Origin of the sequence: Campylobacter sp. BCW_6461 (assembly GCF_001762735.1) — a bacterium.
Classification (GTDB): domain Bacteria; phylum Campylobacterota; class Campylobacteria; order Campylobacterales; family Campylobacteraceae; genus Campylobacter_D; species Campylobacter_D jejuni.
The window spans coordinates 21,813-36,390 of sequence record NZ_MJXJ01000023.1 but is presented as its reverse complement, the minus strand read 5'-3'; the positions used below and the strand labels follow the sequence as shown (position 1 = coordinate 36,390).

General features: G+C 30.5%; 17 protein-coding genes and 1 pseudogene. 11 read left to right on the top strand and 7 right to left on the bottom strand.

Annotated features, from left to right (window positions below; translation table 11 throughout):
* The first annotated feature begins 4 nt into the window (after positions 1–4).
* The 9 genes from ffh to AJ882_RS05200 all read left to right on the top strand — a co-directional run bounded on the left by ffh (position 5) and on the right by AJ882_RS05200 (position 5,717).
* The gene (gene ffh, locus AJ882_RS05240) at positions 5–1,342 is read left to right on the top strand and encodes a signal recognition particle protein (protein ID WP_002859618.1); all 1,338 of its coding nucleotides are present in this window, start codon (positions 5–7) and stop codon (positions 1,340–1,342) included.
* Positions 1,343–1,407: 65 nt separating this feature from the next.
* Positions 1,408–1,635 (top strand): 30S ribosomal protein S16, encoded by a 228-nt coding sequence (gene rpsP, locus AJ882_RS05235; RefSeq protein ID WP_002852274.1) that lies wholly within the window; start codon positions 1,408–1,410, stop codon positions 1,633–1,635.
* Positions 1,636–1,637: 2 nt separating this feature from the next.
* Positions 1,638–1,880: a KH domain-containing protein gene (locus AJ882_RS05230; RefSeq protein WP_002852144.1), complete on the top strand. Its 243-nt coding sequence runs from the start codon at positions 1,638–1,640 to the stop codon at positions 1,878–1,880.
* Positions 1,873–2,412, top strand: coding sequence for a ribosome maturation factor RimM (gene rimM, locus AJ882_RS05225; RefSeq protein ID WP_002867850.1), 540 nt, complete (start codon positions 1,873–1,875; stop codon positions 2,410–2,412). Before AJ882_RS05230 ends, rimM begins: the two co-directional genes overlap by 8 nt.
* A complete protein-coding gene (gene trmD, locus AJ882_RS05220) occupies positions 2,409–3,113 on the top strand; it encodes a tRNA (guanosine(37)-N1)-methyltransferase TrmD (RefSeq protein ID WP_002885710.1) in 705 nt (234 codons plus the stop codon). Before rimM ends, trmD begins: the two co-directional genes overlap by 4 nt.
* Before the next feature lie 10 nt (positions 3,114–3,123).
* Positions 3,124–3,480, top strand: a complete 357-nt coding sequence (gene rplS, locus AJ882_RS05215) for a 50S ribosomal protein L19 (RefSeq protein ID WP_002852307.1) — start codon at positions 3,124–3,126, stop codon at positions 3,478–3,480.
* 133 nt (positions 3,481–3,613) lie between these two features.
* Entirely contained in the window at positions 3,614–4,027 is a 414-nt protein-coding gene (gene uraH, locus AJ882_RS05210; protein WP_002852246.1) for a hydroxyisourate hydrolase, read from the top strand.
* 23 nt (positions 4,028–4,050) lie between these two features.
* Positions 4,051–5,391 (top strand): class II 3-deoxy-7-phosphoheptulonate synthase, encoded by a 1,341-nt coding sequence (locus AJ882_RS05205; RefSeq protein WP_002867848.1) that lies wholly within the window; start codon positions 4,051–4,053, stop codon positions 5,389–5,391.
* Positions 5,388–5,717 (top strand): ArsC/Spx/MgsR family protein, encoded by a 330-nt coding sequence (locus tag AJ882_RS05200; RefSeq protein ID WP_002859623.1) that lies wholly within the window; start codon positions 5,388–5,390, stop codon positions 5,715–5,717. The genes AJ882_RS05205 and AJ882_RS05200 overlap by 4 nt, the downstream gene beginning before the upstream one ends.
* A 12-nt stretch (positions 5,718–5,729) precedes the next feature.
* On the opposite strand, the pseudogene AJ882_RS09220 reads toward AJ882_RS05200, so the two are convergent.
* Positions 5,730–5,972: pseudogene (locus AJ882_RS09220) on the bottom strand (SelT/SelW/SelH family (seleno)protein).
* 192 nt (positions 5,973–6,164) lie between these two features.
* Here AJ882_RS09220 and dnaE point away from each other — a divergent pair.
* A complete protein-coding gene (gene dnaE, locus AJ882_RS05195) occupies positions 6,165–9,767 on the top strand; it encodes a DNA polymerase III subunit alpha (RefSeq protein WP_070279684.1) in 3,603 nt (1,200 codons plus the stop codon).
* Positions 9,768–9,778: 11 nt separating this feature from the next.
* Here the strand turns inward: dnaE and AJ882_RS05190 are convergent, their stop codons facing one another.
* The 5 genes from AJ882_RS05190 to AJ882_RS05170 are packed head-to-tail and all read right to left on the bottom strand — an operon-like array spanning position 9,779 to position 13,716.
* On the bottom strand, positions 9,779–10,411 hold the full coding sequence (locus AJ882_RS05190) for a YggS family pyridoxal phosphate-dependent enzyme (RefSeq protein WP_002852054.1): 633 nt from the start codon (positions 10,409–10,411) through the stop codon (positions 9,779–9,781).
* A 34-nt stretch (positions 10,412–10,445) separates the two neighbouring features.
* A complete protein-coding gene (gene flaC, locus AJ882_RS05185; RefSeq protein WP_002860035.1) occupies positions 10,446–11,195 on the bottom strand; it encodes a flagellin C in 750 nt (249 codons plus the stop codon).
* 38 nt (positions 11,196–11,233) lie between these two features.
* Entirely contained in the window at positions 11,234–11,704 is a 471-nt protein-coding gene (locus AJ882_RS05180) for a DUF4149 domain-containing protein (RefSeq protein WP_002856891.1), read from the bottom strand.
* A 12-nt stretch (positions 11,705–11,716) separates the two neighbouring features.
* Positions 11,717–12,532 (bottom strand): HemK/PrmC family methyltransferase, encoded by an 816-nt coding sequence (locus tag AJ882_RS05175; RefSeq protein WP_011049764.1) that lies wholly within the window; start codon positions 12,530–12,532, stop codon positions 11,717–11,719.
* Positions 12,529–13,716 carry a M48 family metallopeptidase gene (locus AJ882_RS05170; RefSeq protein ID WP_011049765.1) on the bottom strand — a complete coding sequence of 396 codons (1,188 nt, stop codon included), beginning with the start codon at positions 13,714–13,716 and terminating at the stop codon, positions 12,529–12,531. Before AJ882_RS05170 ends, AJ882_RS05175 begins: the two co-directional genes overlap by 4 nt.
* 126 nt (positions 13,717–13,842) lie before the next feature.
* Between AJ882_RS05170 and AJ882_RS05165 the strand changes: the two genes are divergently transcribed.
* Positions 13,843–14,028 carry a hypothetical protein gene (locus AJ882_RS05165; RefSeq protein ID WP_002776553.1) on the top strand — a complete coding sequence of 62 codons (186 nt, stop codon included), beginning with the start codon at positions 13,843–13,845 and terminating at the stop codon, positions 14,026–14,028.
* On the opposite strand, the gene mog is transcribed toward AJ882_RS05165, so the two are convergent.
* On the bottom strand, positions 14,025–14,567 hold the full coding sequence (mog, locus tag AJ882_RS05160) for a molybdopterin adenylyltransferase (protein WP_002842823.1): 543 nt from the start codon (positions 14,565–14,567) through the stop codon (positions 14,025–14,027). The genes AJ882_RS05165 and mog overlap by 4 nt on opposite strands.
* Positions 14,568–14,578 lie beyond the last annotated feature (11 nt).

Below are 14,578 nucleotides of genomic sequence, written 5' to 3'. Positions count from 1 at the left end.
TAAAGTGTTTGAGTTAGTTAGCGAATCTTTTAAATCAGCGATTAATAAATTACGTTTTGTTGATGATGAAAAAGCACTTAAGAACGCTTTAGAAACCTTAAAAAAAGCTCTTTTAAAAGCAGATGTTCACCATAAGGTAACTAAAGAGCTTTTGACTTTGATAGAAGAAGATGTAAAGCAAAACGGAATAGGTCAAAAACAATTTTTAAATGCCATTAAAGTAAATTTAGAAAATATTTTAAGTGTCAATGGCAAAAATCAAGGTTTTGTTTTTGCTTCTAAACCCCCAACAGTAGTTCTAATGGCAGGTTTGCAAGGGGGCGGTAAGACTACAAGCACTATCAAACTCGCAAATTATTTAAAATTACGTAATAAAAAAGTTTTAGTTGCAGCTTGTGATTTGCAGCGTTTAGCAGCAGTGGAGCAACTAAGACAACTTTGTGAAGCTAATGAAATTGAACTTTTCTTTATAGAAAATGAAAAAGATCCTATTAGAGTTGCTAAAGAGGCTTTAAAAAAGGCTGAAAGTTCCATGGTGGATGTTTTGCTTGTGGATACTGCTGGACGTTTGGCTATAGATGAGGCTTTGATGAATGAATTAAAAGCAGTTAAGGATGTTTTAAATCCTGATGAGATTTTCTATGTTGCTGATGCAATGAGTGGTCAAGATGGGGTTAAGACTGCGGCTAGTTTTAATGAAGCTTTGAATATCAGCGGGGTAATTTTATCAAAATTTGATGCAGATACTAAAGGTGGAGTAGCCTTGGGTATAGCAAAACAAATCGGTATTCCTTTAAGATTTATTGGTGTGGGTGAAAAAGTAGCAGATTTAGAAGTTTTTATACCAGATCGTATAGTAAGTCGTATTATGGGCGAGGGTGATTTGGCTACTTTAGCTGAAAAAACTGCTGCAGTGATTGATGAAAAAGAAGCTAAAAAACTCAATCAAAAAATTAAAAAAGGGGAATTTAATTTTAATGATTTTCTTAACCAAATGGAAAGTATTAAAAAATTAGGAAGTATGAAGTCTTTAATCGGTATGATACCAGGACTTGGTGGAATGGCAAATGCGGTAAAAGATATAGATTTGGATAATTCTAAAGAAATTATACACATTAAAGCAATGATTTCTTCAATGACTCCAAAAGAAAGAGAAAATCCTGATTTATTAAATAATGCTAGAAAGCGTCGTATAGCAGAGGGAGCAGGTCTTTCTCAGGTAGAAGTCAATCGTTTTTTAAAACAATTTAGCAATGCAGCAAAACTTGCAAAAAGATTTTCAGGTAAAAAAGGAATGGAGAGTTTGACACAAATGATGAGTCAAGCTAGAAGACAATTTTAAATTTTATTTATAAATACTTTTTATAGTATCTATAAATAAAATTTTTAATTTTTTAAGGAGTATAAATGACAGTTATTAGACTTACAAGAATGGGTAGAACCAAAAGACCATTTTATCGTATTGTAGTTACGGACAGTAGAAAACGTCGTGATGGTGGTTGGATAGAAAGTATTGGGTATTATAATCCTATGGTAGAACCTGAAGTAATTAAAGTTGATGCAGAGCGTTTAGCTTATTGGAAAAGCGTTGGTGCAAAACTTAGCGATAAAGTTGCTTCTATCACTAGCAAATAATCATGGTAGAGAATTTTCTTAGAGAATACGCAAAATTAATTGCAGATTATCCTGAACAGATTGATACTCAAAAAATTGAATTAAGTGAAAATTTTTTTGAGATTGTTCTTTTTGCACATAAGGTTGATACAGGTAAGCTTATAGGTAAAAATGGAAAAATGATCAATGCTATAAAAACTGTAATCTCTGCTTATAAGAGCAAGGATGCAAGTTCTTATAGAGTAACGGTAAAAGCGCTTGAGTGAAAAAGATTTTGTTCAAGTTGCAAAACTTGGTAAAACTGTGGGTCTTAAGGGTTATGTAAAATTGCATAACCTGAGCGACTTTTCTTCTCAATTTAAAAAAGATGCTACTTTTTTTATAAAAAACACCAAAGAAATGTTAAAGATTAAGCATTATAATGCAAACAATTCTACTGTTTTATTTGAAAATTATGAAGATATAGAAAAGGCCAAAGAATTAACTAATCTTATTCTTTTTCAGAGTATCGAGAAAAGCAGACAAACTTGTAAATTAAAAAAAGATGAGTTTTTTTATTTTGATATTTTAGAGTGTGAAGTTTTTGAAGAAGATAAAAGATTAGGTAAAGTGGTTGATATCTTGGAAACTGGAGCTTCTTATTTATTTGAAATTCAAAGTGATGAAAAATGGGTTGAAAAAAAATATCCTAAAATATTTTTTATTCCATATTTGGGTAAATTTGTTAAAAATATAGATATAGAAAAACGACAGATTTTTTGCACGCAAGATGCTTTTTTAATTTTAGAAAATTCATGAAATTTAGTTTCGTTTCTTTGTTCCCTAATCTTATGGAATTTTACTTCCAAGATTCTATACTTGCAAGAGCAAAAGAAAAAAAACTTTTCAAACTTAATTTTTATAATCCAAGAGATTTTTCTAAAAATTCCTATCATAAAGTCGATGATTATAAAATAGGTGGTGGAGCTGGACTTTTGATGCAAGCTGAACCTATGTATGAGGTGCTAAGAAGTATTCAAGAAAAAAAAGAAAATCCCTATTTTATTTTTTTAAATCCAAGTGGTAAAACCTTTAATCAAAAAGACGCCAAACGCTTAAGTAAAAAAGAACATATAGTTTTTGTATGTGGGCGCTATGAAGGTATAGATGAAAGAGTGCTTGAAATTTTTGCGAATGAAATTTTTAGTATAGGGGATTTTATTTTAACAGGAGGAGAATTACCTGCGCTTGTAATGTGTGATGCGATTTTAAGAAATGTTAACGGGGTTTTAGGAAATATGGAAAGTTTGAAAGAAGAAAGCTTTGAAAATAATTTACTCGAAGCGCCTGCTTTTTCAAAACCTTTTATTTTTGAGAAAAAAAATAAAAAATTTTATACTCCTTCAGAGTTTTTAAAGGGTAATCACGCTAGAATTGCAAGTTTAAAAACTACTTTGGCGTCTTGCAAAACGAAATTTTTTCGTCCAGATTTATTTTTAGAGCATGAACGCAAAAAATAAGGGATTTTTTATGAAAAATAAATATATAGAACAATTTGAAGCAAAACAAATTGAAGGTAAAAATGTTCCAGATTTTCGTGCTGGTGATACTTTAAAGCTTGCAATTCGCATTAAAGAAGGGGATAAAACAAGAATCCAAAATTTTGAGGGTATTTGTATTGCTAGAAGAGGTAATGGCGTAAGTGAAACTTTTATCGTGCGTAAAATTGGCGCTAATAATGTTGGCGTTGAGAGAATTTTCCCTATTTATAGTGAAAGTTTAGAAAGTATTACTGTTTTGCGTCGTGGTCGTGTACGCCGTGCAAGATTATTCTACTTAAGAGATAGACGTGGTAAAGCAGCACGTATTAAAGAGCTTAAAAAATAATTTATAATTATTTTCTATTATAAGTCTAACAATTAAATAATTATAATTAATTTATAATTATTATTTATTTGATTTTAATTATTAATAATACTCTTGTATAATATTTCTTGTAAATATTATACAAGGAGAGAAAATGTTTTCTATTAAAAAAACTTTATTAATACTAGCAAGCGTGCCAATGTTTTTGAGTGCTACTGAATATCAATTAAGTACTCATGTCTTGGATATTACTTCTGGACAACCTGCTCCTAAAGTAAAAGTTGAGCTTTATAAGTTGGAAGCAAATCAACAGTGGAAAAAAGTAAGTGAAGAATTTACCGAAGAAAATGGTAGAATAGGAGATTTATTACCATATGAAAAAGCTGAAAATAGGGCTTTTGGAATTTATAAGCTTAAATTTTTTACAAAAGACTATTACACATCACACAAAATAAATACTTTTTATCCTTTTGTAGAGGTAAGTTTTGAGCTTTCTAAAGATCAGAAACATTATCATGTTCCAATAACCCTTTCTCCTTTTGGTTATTCAACTTATAGAGGAAGCTGATAAATAAAACGAAAGAAAAAACCATGTGGGCTAAGAATTCTTGGAAAAACTATCCTATAAAACAGCAACCTATCTATCCAGATCAAGAGGAAATGAATAGAGTTTTAGCAAGACTTGAGAAACTTCCTCCTTTGGTTTTTGCTGGAGAAGTGAGAAATCTTCAAAAGTCTTTAGCAAGAGTTTGTAAAAAAGAAGCTTTTTTACTTCAAGGTGGAGATTGCGCTGAAAGTTTTGAAAATTTTGGCGCTGTAAATATCCGTGATATGTTTAAAATTTTACTTCAAATGGCTATAGTACTTACATTTGCTGGTGGATGTCCTGTTATAAAAATTGGTCGTATTGCAGGGCAGTTTGCCAAGCCAAGAAGTAGTGATTTTGAAGAGTTAGATGGTATAAGTCTTCCTAGTTATCGTGGTGATATTATTAATGGTTTTGAATTTAGTGAACAAGCACGCATTCCTGATCCACATAGAATGCTTGAAGCTTATTATCAAAGCGCAACAACGCTAAATTTGTTGCGTGGATTTGCTAAGGGTGGTTTAGCAGATTTACATGAAGTACATCGTTGGAATTTGGGCTTTTTAAAAAAGAGTGAACTCCATAAGCAATATACTGATATCAGTGAAAAAATTTCACAAGCTTTAGCTTTTATGGAAGCTTGTGGAATTAATACAAGTAATACTCCAAGTCTAAGAGAAGTTAGTGTTTATACTTCACATGAAGCTTTACTTTTGCCTTATGAAGAAGCTTTAACTAGAGTGGATAGTTTAAGTGGAGAAATTTACGATTGTTCAGCTCACATGCTTTGGATAGGTGAAAGAACAAGGGCGCTTGATGAAGCTCATGTGCATTTTTTAAGTGGAGTAAAAAATCCTTTAGGGGTTAAAATAGGACCTAGTGCAAGTGCTGATGATATCATAGCTTTAGCAAATGTTTTAAATCCAAATAATGAAGAAGGAAGATTAAATATTATTATCCGCATGGGTGCAGATAAAATTATCAATAATTTGCCAAAAATTTTCTCTAAACTTAAAAGTGAAGGTTTAAATTTAGTATATAGCATAGATCCTATGCATGGAAATACGGTAAAAGCAGGCAATTTTAAAACACGTGAGTTTGATAAAATTATGCAAGAAGTGAGATCTTTTTTTGAGATTGCAATAAGCGAAGGGGTTTATCCAGGTGGAGTGCATCTTGAAATGACTGGGAAAGATGTAACAGAATGCACAGGTGGTGCAAGCAATGTTACTGCTCAAAGCTTGGAAGATCGTTATGAGACTCAATGCGATCCAAGACTTAATGCGGATCAAGCATTAGAACTTGCTTTTTTAATCGCAGATTTGGTAAAAAAGGCTAGAAAATGAAATTTTATGGTATTAAAAATTGCAATTCTGTAAAGAAAGCTATAGATGCTTTAACACAAAAAGGTATTGTGTTTGATTTTATGGATATTAAAAAGATTAATCAAGATATTTTATACACATGGTTAAAACAAAAATCTTTTGAAGAACTTATCAATACTGCTGGATTAACTTCTAAAAAACTTGGCTTAAACAAAGAAAAAGTTAAAAATTTAAATGAAAAAGAACTTGAAAAAATTGTATTAGAAAATCCAAGTTGTATTAAGCGTCCTATTATCGAGTATGAGCAAAACATATATATTGGTAAGGAATATGAGAAAATGTTATGATAGAGTGTTTGATTACACTCTATTTTTTATTAATTGATTAATTTCATTTTGATATGGAAATCTTTCACTTTCGCAATTAATAAGTTGTGTTTTAGAGAAGATAACTTTTCCGTCTACTTCAACGATAAAATCACCTCTGCCGCCAATTTCAAATTCTACTTCAACATCTTTGAAATCGCTTTGTAGTTCTTCTGCAATCCTTGCAGCTTATGGGCGATAATTTCAAAGATTGCAATAAGCAATTTTTACTTTCATCATTTCATCCTTTGAAAAGTTCTTTTTATTAAGATTAAAATCTTAGACTTTATTATAGTTTATTTTGGCTGAATTTTTGCCTTTTTGTAAAATTTAAGTTGAAATTTAGGGTCAATTTCTTTCAAATTCAGCGAGAAAAATTTATAATTTTTATCAAAATTAAAATAAGCCTTAAAAAACTAAAGGAAGAAAATGAGTCAATTTACACACTTGCATTTACATACAGAATATTCTTTGCTTGATGGAGCCAATAAGCTTAAAGAATTAGCTTTGACTTTAAAAGAGCAGGGTGCTACAAGTGTTGCTATGACAGATCATGGAAATATGTTTGGGGCAATTGATTTTTATCAAACAATGAAAGCACAAGGTTTAAAACCTATCATTGGTATGGAAGCGTATTTACATAATCACGATGAATTAGATGATAAAAGTTCTCGTCAGCGTTTTCACCTTTGTTTGTATGCAAAAAATGAGATCGGATATCAAAATTTAATGTATTTAAGTTCTCAAAGTTATATTAAAGGTTTGTATTATTATCCGCGTATCAATAAAAAGCTTTTGGAAGATTATAGCGAAGGTCTTATTTGCTCTTCTGCTTGCTTGCAAGGTGAAGTAAATTGGCACTTAAATACTTATAGTGAAAGAAATGTGCGTTTTGGTGCAAAAGGCTATGAAGCAGCAAAAGAAGCGGCATTATGGTATAAAAAAGTTTTTAAAGATGATTTTTATTTTGAAATCATGCGTCATGGTATAGGCGATCAAAGAATGATAGATGATGATATTATCAGACTTTCTAAAGAATTAAATATAAAAATCATTGCTACAAATGATACGCATTACACTTTTAAAGAAAGAGCGGCTGCCCATGAGGTTTTTATGTGTATAGCCATGGGAAAAAAACTTAACGATCCTGATAGAATGCGTCATAGTGTGCATGAATTTTATGTTAAAAGTCCTGAGCAGATGAGTGAGCTTTTTGCAGATATTCCAGAAGCTATAGAAAATACACAAGAAATCGCACAAAAATGTAATTTAGAGCTTAATCTTGGCAATCCCACTCCACCGAATTTTAAATTTACAAGAGAATATGCTAAAGATCATAATATTATCTTACCTGAAGAAACAAAAGAATTTAGCTTTGATAATGATGACATGGTTTTTGAAGAACTTTGTAAAAAAGGACTTAAAGAGAGATTAAAATTTATCGATGAAAGTAAGCATGAAGAATACAAACAAAGACTTGAAGTAGAAATTAACATCATTAAAAATATGAAATTTTCAGGTTATATGCTTATTGTTCATGATTTTATTAAAGTGGCTAAGGATAAAGGTATTCCAGTAGGCCCTGGAAGAGGATCAGCTGCAGGAAGTTTGGTTTCTTATTGTTTAAGGATTACGGATTTAGATCCTATTCCTTATAGTCTACTTTTTGAGCGTTTTTTAAATCCTGAGCGTGTGAGCATGCCTGATATTGATGTGGATTTTTGTCAAGACAGACGTGCTGAAGTGATTGATTATGTGATTGATAAATATGGAGCGGATAAGGTTGCACAGGTGATTACCTTTGGTAAACTTTTGGCTAAAGGGGTGATTCGTGATGTGGCTAGAGTTTGTGATATGAGTATTCAAGATGCTGATGAACTTGCTAAACTTGTGCCTGAAGAGCTTAAAATCACTCTTGATGCTGCTTATGAAAAAGAACCTAAAATCAAAGAATTTATCGATCGTCATCCTAAAGGTCCTGAAGTTTGGGAGTATGCAAGAGCTTTGGAAGGATTAAATCGCAATGCTGGTATGCACGCAGCGGGTGTTGTAATTTCTAATGAAAGTTTATGGAAGAAAACTCCGCTTTTTAGACAAAGTAAAAATGATGAAAGACATTTAGTAACGCAGTACTCTAAAGATCATTTAGAAGATGTGGATTTGATAAAATTTGACTTTTTAGGTCTTAAAACTTTAACAGTAATTAATAATGCAATCAAGCTTATTAAAAAGCGTTACAATAAAGACATTATTTGGGAAACTATAGATGTAAATGATAGCAAGGTTTATAAAACCATACAAAGTGGAAATACTTTAGGGATTTTTCAAATCGAATCAGGCGGTATGCAAAGCTTAAATGCACGCTTAAAACCAGAGCGTTTTGAAGATATCATTGCGGTTCTTGCGCTTTATCGTCCAGGCCCTATGGAATCAGGAATGCTTGATGATTTTATCGATAGAAAGCACGGTTTAAAAAACATAGAATATCCTTTTGACAGTTTAGCAAAGGTTTTAGAACCTACTTATGGGGTTATTGTTTATCAAGAACAGGTTATGCAAATTGTTCAAATTATAGGTGGCTTTTCTTTAGGAGGTGCTGATGTAGTGCGTCGTGCTATGGGTAAAAAAGATCCTGAGAAGATGAAGAAGCTTAAGACTGATTTTGCAGATGGAGCAGAAAAACAAGGATATGATAGAGTAAAAGCTGAAGATTTATGGGAGCTTATCGTAAAATTTGCAGGATATGGTTTTAATAAATCTCACTCTGCGGCTTATGCGTTGATTACTTTTCAAACAGCTTATTTAAAAACTTATTACCCTAGTGAATTTATGGCAGCGCTTTTAACAAGCGAAGAAAACAATGTGGATAAAATTGCTGTTTATATTGATGAGATGAAAAAAATGAATATTAAACTTTTACCTCCATCGATTAACAAAGCGATCCGTGAATTTAGTGCTTTAGAGCAAGATGGCAAGGATGCTATTATATACGGACTTGGGGCTATAAAAAGTGTGGGTATTCCTGCAGTTGAAAATTTACTTGAAGCAAGGCAAGATGGAGAATTTAAGGATATTAATGATTTCTTAGGTAAGATAGATCCTACCAAGATAAACCGTAGAACATTAGAAAGTCTTATTAAGGCAGGGGCTTTTGATGAGTTTGGTTTTACTAGAAAAGCTTTGTTTGATAATATGGAAAATCTTAGCGAAGCATCGCGTAAAATGGCTGAAGTAAGAAAAAATGCTGCAAGTTCTCTTTTTGGTGAAGAGGAGTTAACTTCAGGTGTTCAAGTAAATTTTACTCCCAAAAATGAAGAATTTGAAGTGATGGAAAAATTGGGATATGAAAAAGAAATTTTAGGAATTTATGTTTCAGGCCATCCTTTAGATCGATTTTATGAACAAATTAATGCCATAGATTATGTTAAAAGTTTAGAGTTTGAAGGTTTAAAAAACAATGGAGAAATTTTAAGTATAGGTAAAATTGAAGATTTTAAATCTATGATGAGTAAAAATAATAAGCGTTATGGTAGAATTGAAATTTTGGATTATTATTCTTCGTTTGATGCTACTGTATTTGAAAGTAATGTAGAAGAAATAGAAAATATCATTAAAGATGAAAATTTGAAAAATAATGCTTATGGTTTTGTATTGGGATTTAAAGCTGAAGGAGGGGAAAAGCCCAGCTTTTTTTTAAAAGCAATTAAAGACTTGCAAAGTCTTGAAGATGGTGAGATTAAAGCTATAAAAAAATTTGGCACAAAAAAAGATTTTAAAAATAAAGAAGAAAATCATTTTACCGCAGAACCTAAGGAATTTGAAAAAAATATCATAGAGCTAGATTTGACAAGGTTAAATAGAGAATTAATCTATGAAATTCATGAAATTGCTAGAAATGCACATAATCCTAATGAAAAAAATAATAAAAAACTTGTTTTAAAAGTTATTAGCGCGGGATCTTGCCTGCTTTATCATACAGATTTTATTATCTCTGATAGTATAGTAGAGGAAATTTCTAATAAATATGCTTAAGTAAGATTGTTTTACTTAAGATTTTTAAATAAAATGCTTCCGAGTCTTACCAAGTTGGATCCGCATTTTATAGCAATTTCAAAATCATTACTCATCCCCATAGAGCAAATCTTAGCCCCATGTTTTTGAAGAATTTCATAAATTTTAAATGTAGTTTCAAAGCTTTTTATAATATTTTCTTTATCTTGGCTGTGTGATCCTATGCTCATTACGCCACAAAGATTTAAATTAGAGCATTCTTCTTGTATTTGTAAATATTCTTCTACGGCTTGATTTGGATCTAGACCGCTTTTGCTATTTTCATTTGCACTATTGATTTCTAATAAAGTATTTAATTTATAATCAAGTCTTTTGTCCATAGCTTTAGCTATTTTAATACCATTGCAAGAGTGCCATAATATAGGTTTTTGTTTGATTAAGAGATTGATTTTGTTGCTTTGTAGCGTTCCTATAAAATGCCACTTTATGTCTAGTTTTTTTTCATCAAGATTTTCTTTTTTTTGTGCTAGAGCTTGGACTTGATTTTCTCCAAATTCTACTATACCTTGATCAAAAAGCTTTTCAATTATACTTGCATCGACATACTTGCTTGCGGCTACAAGACGAACGTTTTTGGTTTTTTCTAAAATTTGCTCTAAAGTCATTTTGATAAAAAATAAGCCCTAAATAGGGCTTATTTTATTGTAATAAATTAGCAATTTTGCTTTGAAGCTGCATGTTGGATTGCGCAGCAACAAAAGCAGCAGCATTTTCTTTTAGATAATTGGCATTAAAATCATTGACATTTTTTGCCATGTCATTATTTAGTAAATTATTTTCAGCTGCTTTTGAGTTGATGCTATTTTGAACACTTGCATTAATATTTGATGTGATGGCATTGATACCCGAGCCTATTTCACTTCTTAAACTTCCAAGTTGATCCATAAAATTTGTAATACTATCTTGATTATCTATGCTTAATCCATCTGTTGCTAATGGATTTAAATTTGTAGTTTCAGTTCCGCTACCTACTACAAAATTCATAGTTTGAAAGACATTTTTTCCATTATAAGTTGCATTATTAAAAGAATCATTGATGGATTCTTGTATGCGTGTTGCTTCTGTTCTTAGCATTCCTTTTTGAGAATCATTAAGTGCAGCATTGTTCATTTTTACTGAAAGTTCATTAAGTCTATCTGCGCTTTGAGAGATATTGGTAAGGCTAGCATCTGCAATTTGTAAAACCCCTATAGCATCATAAGCATTTGCGACACCTTGATCTATAGTGCTTGATTGAGATCTTAAAGAATCAGCAATAGCTAAATTAGCACTATCAACTCCACTTATTGCGCGAACAGCTGCAATATTTTCTAAAGCTTTATCGCTAGCTTTTTGTGCATTATTTAAATAATAATTTTGTTGCATTATAGTTGCATCAGAGATCATCATGGCCTACTCCTTCTCTTTTGGATTTATTTAATATTTTATCATTTTTTTGCTATTTTAAAGCTTAAGAAATATAAAAAAACTTGCATTATCAAGATGATTTTAATCACCACTTCACTTGCATTATGGATGCTGATAAATTCTTGAGTTTTTGTAGTGTTTTCGCCTAATTTCTGGAGTTCAATTATGGTATTAGTAAAATAAAAAACAAATATTAAGCTTAAAATCAAAATAAGCAAACTCAGCATAAATTTTGAAAATTTTATTTTAAATTTTATTTCATCTTTTATAAGAGAATAAATTTCATATAAAAAATTAACCACTGAAACAAAAACCAGTAAATATCCCATCTTAATAAAAATTCGCGTCATCATTAAGCCACTTTGAAAATGGCTCAACACTCCTTCTCCTATAAGATTTTGAGGAAAAAAAATTGTTGGCGCAACAACTATTCCTAGTATGAGTTCAACCCCTATTATGGAGGCAAGTAAAAATAAATTAACAGCTTTCAAGAGTTTCTCCTTTTATTTTTTATCATAACGCATATTTGTAAATTTAGCTACAAAAGCACGATTATAACCTTGTTCATCTTTGAAAAAATCAACAATGAAATTATTTTGATATAAAATTTTTTCCAAAATTTCTTTTTGATCATAGCCAAATTCGCAAGCTAAAAATTTAACTTTTTTATCAAGGGAAAAATGTATGATTTCTTCTAGAATTTCATATCCTTTTTCTCCTCCAAATAAAGCCTCTTTGGGTTCTTTTTGCACCCAAATATCTATAGGATATGAATTTTTAATATAGGGTGGATTTGAAAAAATAAAATCATAATTTTCTTTAATTTGCTTAAAATTACAAAGTTTAAAGTCAATCAAGTGATCGACTTTGTGTAATTTGGCATTCTCTAAAGCTAATTCTAAGGCTTTGAGATTGATATCGCAGGCTGTGATTTTTAACCCAAGTTCTTTGGCTAAAATAATGCTTAAAATTCCACTTCCAAATCCTATTTCTAAAATCCCATTAAAAGTATTTTTTTTGCATAAATTTAAAATTTGAAAAAGTAAAATTTCACTATCGTAGCGAGGGATTAGAATGCCTTTTTTTATCTTAAATTCTAAGCCCCAAAAATCCACTTTTTCAAATATATATTCAAAAGGTTCTCCAGATTTAAAACGCCTTATAAGCTTAAAATAAGGTTCATGATCTATTTGTATATCTTGGTTTAAAAATAACCAAGCTTTATCTTTTTTTAGATATTCACAGAGTATAAATACTGCTTCATTTTCATAACCTTTTAAGCTAGATTTAGCTTCCATAAGAGCATTTTTTATAGTCAAGAAAGAGCCTTGATTCTATCACTAATACTTGGATGGCTGAGATAAAAAAATGCATATATTTTACTTGTTTTGATAAAAGCTTTATTTTCTCTTGCTAGGGCTATCAATGCATTTTTCATATCTTCTTTGCTTGTAACTTTAGCTCCGTGTTGATCAGCCGCAAATTCATTTTTTCTACTTAAGGCATTAAGCATAGGAGAGATTAAAAAGTTAAAAATATTTGCCAAGATAAATAAAAGAGCAAACACACCGCCATTTACTCCTTCTAGATGACTTTCTAAGTAAACAAATTCAGGTAAATTTGCAAAAACAAAAAAAAGTAAAAACATAGTTATAGCGCCGTTAAATAAAGCTTTGATAATATCCTTATGAACAAAATGTCCAAGCTCGTGTCCTAAAACAGCTAAAAGTTCTCTTTCATTTAAGGCTTTTAATAATGTATCAAAAAGCACCACTCTTTTGCTTTTAAAAAGTCCACCAAAATAAGCATTTAAACGCTTATCTCTTTTGCTTGCATCAATAACATAAATCCCATTTGCACTAAACCCGCATTGTTTCATTAAAGAGCTGATTTTTTTCAATAAATTTTCATCGTCTAGTTTTTTCATTTTATTAAAAATAGGTGCTATTAAGGTAGGGTAGATGAGATTTATAATCACTATAATACAAAAGGCAAAAATAAAGGCCGCAATCCACCAAAAAGTTCCAAAAAAATCATAGCAAAAAAGCAAAGCATAAAGGATTAAAAATCCAAATATTAAAGTTAAAATAAGACTTTTCATAGTGTCTTTGATAAAAAGTTTTACAGTCATATTTGAAAAACCATGGGCTTTATCTTTGATAAAACTTTCATAAATACTTAAAGGTAGATTTAAAATACTTGTGATTATTAAAAAAGATAATAAAAATAAAGTATTTTCAAAACGAGTGTTGTTTAAGATAAGCAATTCTTTAAGATATAAAAATCCAAAACCTATCCATGCAATATTGATGATTAAATTATAAAAATTGGAAAATAGTTTAAATTTTTCATTTTCGATGGCAATATCTGCTGCATTTTGATAGTCTTTTTCGCTTAAAATTTGAGCTTGTTTGTCTTTTTCTCTTTCTAAGAAACGAATTTGAGCATAGGAAATCCAAGATAAAAGTGCTGTGTAAAGACATAAAATTGCAATTAAAGTCATTATTTTTCCTTGATTGGTTTTTTGCGAATTCTAGCTTAAAATAATGAAATAAAGTTAATAGTTTAAAATCTAAAATAATATTCTTTTCAACTAAGTTGGTGTATATTTATAAAAAAGGATTAAAGAATGTTTTTTAAGAAAAAGATTTCACAAAAGCAAAAAGAAAAGCCTAAAATTCCAATCAATGATGTGATTTTAGATGACAGGCTTTGTAAGTTTAAAAACAAAGTGCAAAAGATAAGCAAAGATGAAGCTTCGGCAAGTCTACTTGCTAGACAATTAAGCAGACTTGTTAGGGCTAATAAATTTTAATTTTGACATTTTTTCTTAGGGCGAAAAACCTTAATAACTTCATCATTTGCTTCTATATAAGCGCCTTCTATCAAATCGATACAGTAAGGTATAGCCGGAAAAACAGGCTCTAGGCATTCTTTTATAGCCTTAGGATTTCCTGGTAAATTAATGATAAAAGATTTATTGCGAATTCCTGCACTCTGTCTTGAAAGTATAGCTGTTGGGACATATTTTAAACTTTCTAAGCGCATAAGTTCTCCAAAACCTGGCATCATTTTATCACACACGGCTTCCGTGGCTTCTGGGGTTACATCACGAAGTGCTGGACCTGTACCTCCGCTTGTAACAATCAAATCGCATTTTTTTTCATCTGCTAGATAAAGTAATTTTTTAATGATCAAATCATAATCATCAGGGATTAATTCTTTATGATAAATAATATCATTTTTTATATATGAATTTAACACTCTTTCAATTTCAGCAGTGGCTTTATCTTCGTATATACCACTACTTGCTCTATCGCTTAGGGTTAAAATTCCTATGTTTATTGTATCCATTGTTTCTCCTT

Coding starts and splice junctions, on each gene's coding strand:
- mog (WP_002842823.1), bottom strand. CDS start 14,567: ATGGATACAATAAACATAGGAATTTTAACCCTAAGCGATAGAGCAAGT.
- dnaE (WP_070279684.1), top strand. CDS start 6,165: ATGAGTCAATTTACACACTTGCATTTACATACAGAATATTCTTTGCTT.
- AJ882_RS05200 (WP_002859623.1), top strand. CDS start 5,388: ATGAAATTTTATGGTATTAAAAATTGCAATTCTGTAAAGAAAGCTATA.
- trmD (WP_002885710.1), top strand. CDS start 2,409: ATGAAATTTAGTTTCGTTTCTTTGTTCCCTAATCTTATGGAATTTTAC.
- rplS (WP_002852307.1), top strand. CDS start 3,124: ATGAAAAATAAATATATAGAACAATTTGAAGCAAAACAAATTGAAGGT.
- AJ882_RS05190 (WP_002852054.1), bottom strand. CDS start 10,411: ATGACTTTAGAGCAAATTTTAGAAAAAACCAAAAACGTTCGTCTTGTA.
- rpsP (WP_002852274.1), top strand. CDS start 1,408: ATGACAGTTATTAGACTTACAAGAATGGGTAGAACCAAAAGACCATTT.
- flaC (WP_002860035.1), bottom strand. CDS start 11,195: ATGATGATCTCTGATGCAACTATAATGCAACAAAATTATTATTTAAAT.
- uraH (WP_002852246.1), top strand. CDS start 3,614: ATGTTTTCTATTAAAAAAACTTTATTAATACTAGCAAGCGTGCCAATG.
- AJ882_RS05230 (WP_002852144.1), top strand. CDS start 1,638: ATGGTAGAGAATTTTCTTAGAGAATACGCAAAATTAATTGCAGATTAT.
- AJ882_RS05165 (WP_002776553.1), top strand. CDS start 13,843: ATGTTTTTTAAGAAAAAGATTTCACAAAAGCAAAAAGAAAAGCCTAAA.
- AJ882_RS05205 (WP_002867848.1), top strand. CDS start 4,051: ATGTGGGCTAAGAATTCTTGGAAAAACTATCCTATAAAACAGCAACCT.
- AJ882_RS05170 (WP_011049765.1), bottom strand. CDS start 13,716: ATGACTTTAATTGCAATTTTATGTCTTTACACAGCACTTTTATCTTGG.